Source organism: Corallococcus sp. 4LFB, assembly GCF_046520365.1.
Taxonomy (GTDB): Bacteria; Myxococcota; Myxococcia; order Myxococcales; family Myxococcaceae; genus Corallococcus; species Corallococcus caeni.
Genome location: NZ_JBKGHJ010000418.1, coordinates 1 through 7,525, shown reverse-complemented (window position 1 = coordinate 7,525; position 7,525 = coordinate 1). Strand labels below are relative to the sequence as shown.

Here is a 7,525-nt window from a genome sequence, read left to right as displayed (position 1 = left end):
GACGCAGGCCCGGCGAGACGCGCGGCGCTGAGCGCGGGGGCCCTGGTGGCGGTGGCGCGCCTCCCGCACGGCGAGGCGTTCCACGCTCAAGGGCCTACCCGAGTCCCCAGGGCAACCCCGAAGGCCTCCTCGGGTTCCACGCAACCTTCGACATGCACTCTCAGTGCTGCAATCGCAGGGTAGGGCGCCGGGGTGGGCCCCCTTGTGCTGTTGCTCGTCAGCGCGTGAGGAAGGCTGGGTTTCCAGGCGCCCCGCTCAGGGGTGCACGACGTCCTGGATGAACCGGCTCAGCGACTCCGCCATCTTCTGGTGCGTGGCGGCGGAGGGATGCCAGTCCTCGCCGACGCCGTCGGCGAAGGGGTTCTGCATGGCCATGACGTGGCGGTGGACGCGGGCGTCACCGTCGCGCTGGCGCTCCGCCACGAGCTGGGAAATCCAGTCACCGACGTGCGCGGACGTCACCACGCCCTGCCGTTCCATCCGCTTGTAGCCGTCCGTCATGCTGCCCAGCGTGCAGACGATGTGCGCGCGGGGATGCAGTGCGCGGAGCCGTTCGAGGAAGGTCCGGTAGGCCGCCTTGAACGCCGCCTCGTCCGGAAGGAACGCGGCGGTGCCCGCGCCCGCGAACGTGTCGTTGGTGCCGGCGTTGAGGACGATCACGTCCGGCGAGTCGTTGGAGAAGTCCCAGGCGGCGGGCGGGTCCGGCACGGCGCGCTCGTAGATGGCGGGCAGCAGCCCGGACGTGGACAGGTCCAGGTTGCGGTAAACGCCGTGGCCCGAATAACAGACGAACACGGCCTCCGCGCCCAGGCGTTGGGCCGTGAGCCAGCCATAGCTCCGTCTGGGATTCTGGTGCTTCGCCGTGAAGGTGGGCGCCTTCGAGGAGGACGACTCCGGGAGGAAGGTGGCGTCGGTGCCGTAGCCGCAGGTGATGGAGTCCCCGACGAACTCCAGCCGGAGCCCCGTGTGCCGGGGGGGAGGCTCCCGGAGCTCGCCGTGCACCTCGAGCGACAGGAGCGTGCTGGCGCCCACCAGGGATTCGGTGCGCTTGAGGACCTCCACCGTGTGCAGGCCCACGGGGAGGCCGCTGGCGAGCACGTAGCTGCCCTGGCCGGGATGTACCGCGAGCAGGCGCGGAGGCGCCCCGTCCACCACGACGTCGAAGTGGTTGGTCCCCACCTCGCCGCCCGTCCCCGCGTCATCGAGCCGCATCCGCACGGCGTCTCCCCAGAAGCGCGCGCGAACCGTCACGCCTGGATGGGAGAAGACGACCCCTGTCTCTGAACGGTACGTCCGGCCCACGTACCGCACCCGCGCGTCCGCGGCGGGAATGCTCACCCAGGTCATGGCAGGGCTTTCCGGTGTGGGGGAGGGGGCCCTGCACGAGGCCAGCGCCAGGCCCATGCCAAGGCAGACGCCCCGGAGGCTGCGTGCGAAGGCAGGGATGGAGGGGCGGTCGGGCACGGAGTCACGGATTACACCCGGGGTGGGCGCGGGCCGCCAGATGCCAGCCGTGAACAGTCCATGCTAGACGGTGTGCCATCCCTATTCTCCTGACGTGGATTCGCATGAACCGATTGACTGTCTTTTCCTCCGGGTGCCTCCCGGGCCAGCCCCGTCTCCGTCTGGCATTGCTGGCGATGCTGGCCGTGCTGGGCACCGGCTGTGGCTCCGACCCGCAGCCGCGGCCCCAGGCCCCTGCGTTCGTGGAGGCCACGCAGTCCGCCGTCAACGTGCTGGCCAACGAGACGGTGCACTTCCACGTCACCGCGAAGGATGACGCGCAGCGGAAGCTGGGCTTCAGCTGGGAGGCCAGCGCGGGCGTCCTCGAGCCGCCCCTGAGCACCGCGACGGCCAGCGACGTGCGCTGGACGGGCCCGGAATGCCTGCCCGCGGGAACGCGCGTCAAGGTGACGGTGACCCTCACCAACGACGTGGCGCCCGCCACCACCCGGACCTTCCTGCTCTCCGTCGTCGCGTGCCCCGAGTCGCCGGCCGTCGCGGCAGGCGCCGTCGCCTCGCTGGTGCTGCGTCCCGACGGAACGGTCTGGGAGTGGGGCACCTTCTTCGGCAACCCGCGTGATGTCTCCACGCCCCGCCAGGTCCCGGGGCTGACCGGCGTCAAGGCCGTGGCCGCCGGAGGGCTCCACTTCCTGGCCCTGCGCCAGGACGGGACCGTCTGGGCATGGGGATTCAACAGCCGCGGCCAGCTCGGGGATGGAACGAACTACACCCGCACCACGCCCGTGCAGGTGTCGGGGTTGAAGGACATCATTGCCCTTTCCGCGGGCTACTACTCCACGCTGGCCCTGCGCCAGGACGGCACTGTCTGGGCGTGGGGGGGCAACGAGTACGGGCAGCTCGGCGACGGGACGACCGTGGACCGCTCCGTGCCCGTCCAGGTGCTGGGCCTGACCCGGACCACCGCCCTGGCCATCGGCAGTGAGCATGCGCTGGCCGTGCTCGCGGACGGAACGGTCCGGGCGTGGGGACGCAATCTCTTCGGCCAGCTCGGCCTCGGGCCGTCCGGTCCGGAGGCTGGCAGCTCCATCCCGCTCGTGGTGCCCGGGCTGACGGGCGTCGTCTCCGTCTCGGCGGACTCCGACCGGTCGTTCGCCCTGCACGCCGACGGGGAGGCGTCGTCGTGGGGCGTCAACGCGTTCAGCATCCTGGGGGACCAACTGCGCTCGGACTGGTCTGTCCCGAACCGGGTGCCCCACCTGGCCCAGGTGACGGCCCTGTCCATGGGGCGCTCCTTCGCGATGGCGCTGCTGGAGGATGGCACCGTCCAATCCTGGGGAGACAACAGCGAAGGCCAGCTCGGGGACGGGACGTACACCCGCCACGCCTCTCCGGCGCGGGTGCCCGGGCTGACGGGCGTCAAGGCCGTGGCGGCGGGCGGCGACCATGCCCTGGCCGTGCTCTCCGACGGGAGCGTGCGGGGCTGGGGCGACAACCGGAACCAGCAGCTCGGCAGCCCGCCGGACGCCGTGAATCGCAACGCGCCCGTCCAGGTGCTGGGGCTGACGGAAGTGAGCCGCGTGGCCGCGGGTGAGACCCATGCCCTGGCCCTGCGCACGGATGGCACGGTCTGGGCCTGGGGGAGCAACCTGCTGGGCCGGCTGGGGCTGAAGGTGGAGCACGGCGCCAGCACGGCGCCGGTCCTGGTGCCGGGACTCACCGGCGTCAGGAGCGTCGCCGCGGGGCTGGAGCATTCGCTGGCGGTGCTCGCCAACGGCACCGTCATGGCGTGGGGCAACAACAGCAAGGGGCAGCTGGGGGATGCCTCCCGCCTGGAGTCGTACGCCCCCGTCCCCGTCGCCGGGCTGAGCGGTGTCAAAGCCGTGTCCGCGGCCTCCTGGTATTCGCTGGCCCTGCGCGAGGACGCCACCGTCTGGGCCTGGGGAGCCAATGACGCCGGCCAGCTCGGAGACGGGACGACCGTCAGCCGGGCCACGCCGGCGCAGGTGGGGGGGCTGACGCAGGTCATCGCCCTCTCCGCGGGCGCCTCCCACGCGCTGGCCTTGCGCGCGGACGGCACCGTCTGGGCGTGGGGGGACAACCTGTTCGGGGAGCTGGGGGATGGAACGAACCTCGACCGCCTTTCGCCGGTGCAGGTGGCGGGATTGACGGGCGTCGTCGCGGTGGCCGCGGGGAAGTTCTACTCGCTGGCCTTGCGCACGGACGGCACCGTCTGGGCCTGGGGGGACAACTCCGAAGGACAGCTCGGGGACCGCGCGTCCTCCACTCGCATGACCCCCACGCAGGTGGTGGGGCTGGCGGGCATCCAGCGCATCGCCGCGGGGGATGCCCACTCGCTGGCCGCGCCGGGAGCGACCCCGCTCGTCACCTTCGGCAGGAATGGCCATGGGCAGCTGGGGCTGGGCCCGGACTCCGAGGGACAAGCGCGCGGGCAGGTCGCCGCGTTCCTCGGCGTTCGCGCCCTCGCGGCGGGCCCTGGCCAGACCTTCGCCGTGGCGAACGACGGCACCGTCTGGGCCTGGGGGGCCAATGACGCCGGCCAGCTCGGCAATGGCGAGGCCGCGGACAGCCCCCGGCCCGTCACGGTGACGCTGCCGTAGGCCGCTGGACGTGGCGGGCCTCGTGGCGAAGGGGCGAGCACGGGCATCCGGGGCGTCGAAAGGTCGCGGGGGGCGAGCGGCCCTCCGCCAGGAGCCTGACGAAGCCCAATGCCCGTGCGTGGATCCCAGGGCCCCACGTCCGCTACGGTGGCCCGAGGGGTGACTCCACAACATGCCAGGACCGTTCGCCGACCCTTCTCAGTGGGCCCACGCTTCAGACGCGGAGCTCGAAACGCTGGTGGACCAGGCCGACTTCGGCGGCTTCGTGGCCAGCCGGGACCTTTCACCGCTCCGGGAGCGGCTCCTCCGGCTCGAGCGCGAGCAGGGCGTCACGGAGGTCCACCGGCGCTTCTCCGACAAGGTGCTGGCCACGGGGGCTCGGCTCGTGGAGACCCCGCGCTACATCGGCATGCAGCGCTGCTTCGCGCTCAGCCCGGATGGACGCCATCTCGCCATCGCGAGCAACCGCCTGGACGAATCGCACGGCGGTGACGTCCGCATCTGGGAGCTGGCGACGGGGCGCGTGGTCGACGCGGTCGGGTTCGAGAGCGCGCTGGTCGGTTCGATGCGGGAGCCCTCCTGCCTCCAGTGGTCGCCGTCGGGGGCGTGGCTCGGCGTCATCCTGGACAGCGTCGTCGTCGGCGTGATGCGGGCCTTCACCGGAACGCTGCCTGCCTTCACCGCCGACGTCACCCGGCGCTGGGGCTCGCCGCCGGGAGGGACCGCCATCAATCCCAAGCACGTGGAGAACACGGGACACCTGCCCGCCTGGTGCTGGTCTCCGGATGAGACCCACCTGTTCATCTCCACCCCCGGGCCCGACGGTGCGCTGGGATGCATCGTCCCGTTCAGGGAGGGAGCCCGGGTCGACGAGGCCAGTGAAGGGCTTCGCTGGTGCCCGGCCCGGTTGGACGGACAGCCTTCGAAGTCACGCCCGCATACCTGGGTGCGGTGGAGCCCGGACGGCTCCCGCATCCACGGCTACTGCGAAGCGGAGTTCGTGAACGAGCCGGGCGCCGACACGGGGCTGGAGCCCCATCCGTCCGCCTCCGTCCTCGACGTGCACGGCGGCGACCTCCAGTACCGCTTCGATGAGCTGAAGCTGCCCGTGGCGTTCTCACCGGACGGCGACGGCCTGGCCTACGGCAAGGAGCAGCCCCGGCTCGCCAACGGACACACGGGCCGGATGGTGGCCGACCTGGGCAAGCACGCCGACGTGCGCATCCACGCGGTCGAGGAGTACGTCTGGTCCCGCGACGGCCGCCGTCTGGCCGTGCTCATCAACGGCTACGAGTTCCCCCAGGTCCTCATCTTCGAGGCCGGCAAGCTCCTGTGCCACGTGGACCTGAAGCGCCGTTCGTTCGGGCTGTCTTCCAGGAGCGGCGACCTGGGCCGCTGGGCCTGGTCGCCGGATGGCTCCATGGGCGCATGCCTGCTGCGCGAGGGAGGAACCATCGAGCTGTGGAAGGTGGGGCCCTCGCCCAAGCTGCTCCGGAAGCTCGAAGGTGCCCGCGGCATCGACGGACTGGCCTGGGGCGCGGACGATACGGTCGTGGGAACGGGGCCCCATGACATCGCCTTCTGGGACGTGAACACCGGGCAGCTGCGCTTCCAGTCCTCGTTGGAGCTGGAGCCGGGCCGCGTGCCACCCCCGAGCGACTGGAACCCCTGGCCGGAGGACGACGCGCGGTTCATCCCGACCGCGCACGGCTGGGACTTCACGCGCGTGCAGCCGGACGGCACCGTGGTGTGTGCTCCGGGCTCACGTGAGGCGCTCGAGTCCCGGCTGATGTTCTCCGTGGGGGGACGCCATGCCTGGCCCTGGCGCTGGGCCGTCGGGACCCGGCATGCGCGGTGGGAGGACGGGGCACCCTCGCCCGTCGCGCCCCCAACGGAGGCCGCGTTCGAGGAGCGGCACGTCTCCGTGCCCGAAGGCGAGACGCTGGAAGCCAGAGACGCCCGGCACGGGAAGTGGGGCTTCCTGAGGCAATACCTGGCCCCCACCCGGCCCCTGGATCATTACAAGGCCGACCCCGTGTTCACGCACGGCCCCGCCATCTGCCGCGACAACCTCAAGCCGTATCTCGGCAAGGGAGTGCTGCTGCGCCAGAAGCAATCCGGGACGTGGTACGCCCTCGGGGCCCTGCTCGAGGTCACCGACGAGGGAATCCTCCTCCACCCTCGCGCCCCCATCGGCTCGTACCGCGAGCGGCTCCTGTCCTTCCGGGACATCCTCTGGATTGGACCGGCGGTGCCGCTCGGGACGCCGGAGGGCTGAGCCGGGAAGGGTGAAGGCCCGCGACGGGGCGCGGTGAGGCCACCCCGCGCTCAAGCCGGATGGAGCCTCCGGGCGAAGAAGGCCAGAATCTCATCGCGGGCCGCGAGGGTCGGCTCTCCGGCCGCGTCGATGAGGTGCGCCGTCACGACGCTGTGCGCGTTGCCGACGACCCGCTCGAAGAACGGTGGAGGGCTGGGGTTCGCGGCCGAATCGGGCAGCACCTTCGGGAGGAAGCGCGGCCCCAGCGCCTCGGCGTAGGCCGCGAAGCGCTGGGCCGTGCAGTATCGGTCTCCCGCGAAGCGGTACGCGAGCACCGTCAGGTCCTCGCGCTCCAGCCGCTCCTTCACGGTCGCGGCTTCACCGGGGGCGATTTGAAGCGCGCCCGGGGCTTCGAGCGGCAGCGACGGCTGGCAGAGGACGGGCGCCAGCACCGCGGGCTCCAGCATCATGCTGAGCGCGAAGTTGCCGGTGAAGCACATCCCGATGGCGCCGACGCCGGGGCCTCCGCACTCCGTGTGCGCGAGGCGCGCGAGCGCACGCAGCCACTGCGTCACGGGGCTCGACTCGTTCGCCGCGAACGCTCGGAACTCCGCGCTCACGCACGCGCGCTTCATCACGGCCAGGCCTGCCTCCGCCCGCGGATGGGCACCATCCCTCCCGAACAGCGACGGCATGTAGACCGTGAAGCCCGCGTCTCGCACCCACCGGGCGAAGCGCGCGACGTGAGGGCTGATGCCCGGCATCTCGGCCATGACGATGACCGCGGGACCGCGGCCGGCGACGTAGACCGGGCGCATGACCGAATCGAGGGTGATGGAGCGCCGCTCGAAGTCATCGAGCGGGTCGTCGGCGGTGGACTCAGGGGCGGAAGCTCGCATGCCCGGAGGATGCGGAAGACCCGCCGTCCGGGCCAGTGGCGACATTGACAAGCTTCGGTCTAGTCTTGCCAGCGTGATCACCCATGTCGTCCTGGATGGAGTGGCCGAAGGGCCGCTGGGCGTCGGACTGGACGTGGTCGCCACGGCGGCGCGGCTCGTGGAGGCAGGCCTCTGCCCGGGGCCCGGGCGAGCGGAGCCGCTGCGTCAGCGCGTGGTGTCGCTCGACGGCGTCCGGTCCGCTCGGGCACGGGGCGCTCCGTCTCCGTGGACGGCGCGCTCAGCCTCCG

At 71.8% G+C, this 7,525-nt stretch carries 4 protein-coding genes and 1 pseudogene; 3 read left to right on the top strand and 2 right to left on the bottom strand.

What is annotated here, in order from left to right; all coding sequences use genetic code 11:
* Positions 1 to 255: 255 nt before the first annotated feature.
* Positions 256 to 1,347, bottom strand: coding sequence for an SGNH/GDSL hydrolase family protein (locus tag ACLEQD_RS32515; RefSeq protein WP_410389380.1), 1,092 nt, complete (start codon positions 1,345 to 1,347; stop codon positions 256 to 258).
* Between the two features lie 293 nt (positions 1,348 to 1,640).
* Between ACLEQD_RS32515 and ACLEQD_RS32510 the strand changes: the two genes are divergently transcribed.
* On the top strand, positions 1,641 to 4,082 hold the full coding sequence (locus ACLEQD_RS32510; protein ID WP_410389379.1) for an RCC1 repeat-containing protein: 2,442 nt from the start codon (positions 1,641 to 1,643) through the stop codon (positions 4,080 to 4,082).
* A gap of 238 nt (positions 4,083 to 4,320) precedes the next feature.
* Positions 4,321 to 6,360 carry a WD40 repeat domain-containing protein gene (locus ACLEQD_RS32505; RefSeq protein ID WP_410389378.1) on the top strand — a complete coding sequence of 680 codons (2,040 nt, stop codon included), beginning with the start codon at positions 4,321 to 4,323 and terminating at the stop codon, positions 6,358 to 6,360.
* Positions 6,361 to 6,410: 50 nt separating this feature from the next.
* Here the strand turns inward: ACLEQD_RS32505 and ACLEQD_RS32500 are convergent, their stop codons facing one another.
* Positions 6,411 to 7,238, bottom strand: coding sequence for a dienelactone hydrolase family protein (locus ACLEQD_RS32500; protein WP_410389377.1), 828 nt, complete (start codon positions 7,236 to 7,238; stop codon positions 6,411 to 6,413).
* A gap of 73 nt (positions 7,239 to 7,311) precedes the next feature.
* On the opposite strand from ACLEQD_RS32500, the pseudogene ACLEQD_RS32495 reads away from it, so the two are divergent.
* Positions 7,312 to 7,525: pseudogene (locus tag ACLEQD_RS32495) on the top strand (AraC family transcriptional regulator); the annotation flags it as partial.

What these genes read in the sequence shown, in the direction of transcription:
- ACLEQD_RS32510 (WP_410389379.1), top strand. Translation starts at nt 1,641, where the DNA reads ATGCTGGCCGTGCTGGGCACCGGCTGTGGCTCCGACCCGCAGCCGCGG.
- ACLEQD_RS32500 (WP_410389377.1), bottom strand. Translation starts at nt 7,238, where the DNA reads ATGCGAGCTTCCGCCCCTGAGTCCACCGCCGACGACCCGCTCGATGAC.
- ACLEQD_RS32515 (WP_410389380.1), bottom strand. Translation starts at nt 1,347, where the DNA reads ATGACCTGGGTGAGCATTCCCGCCGCGGACGCGCGGGTGCGGTACGTG.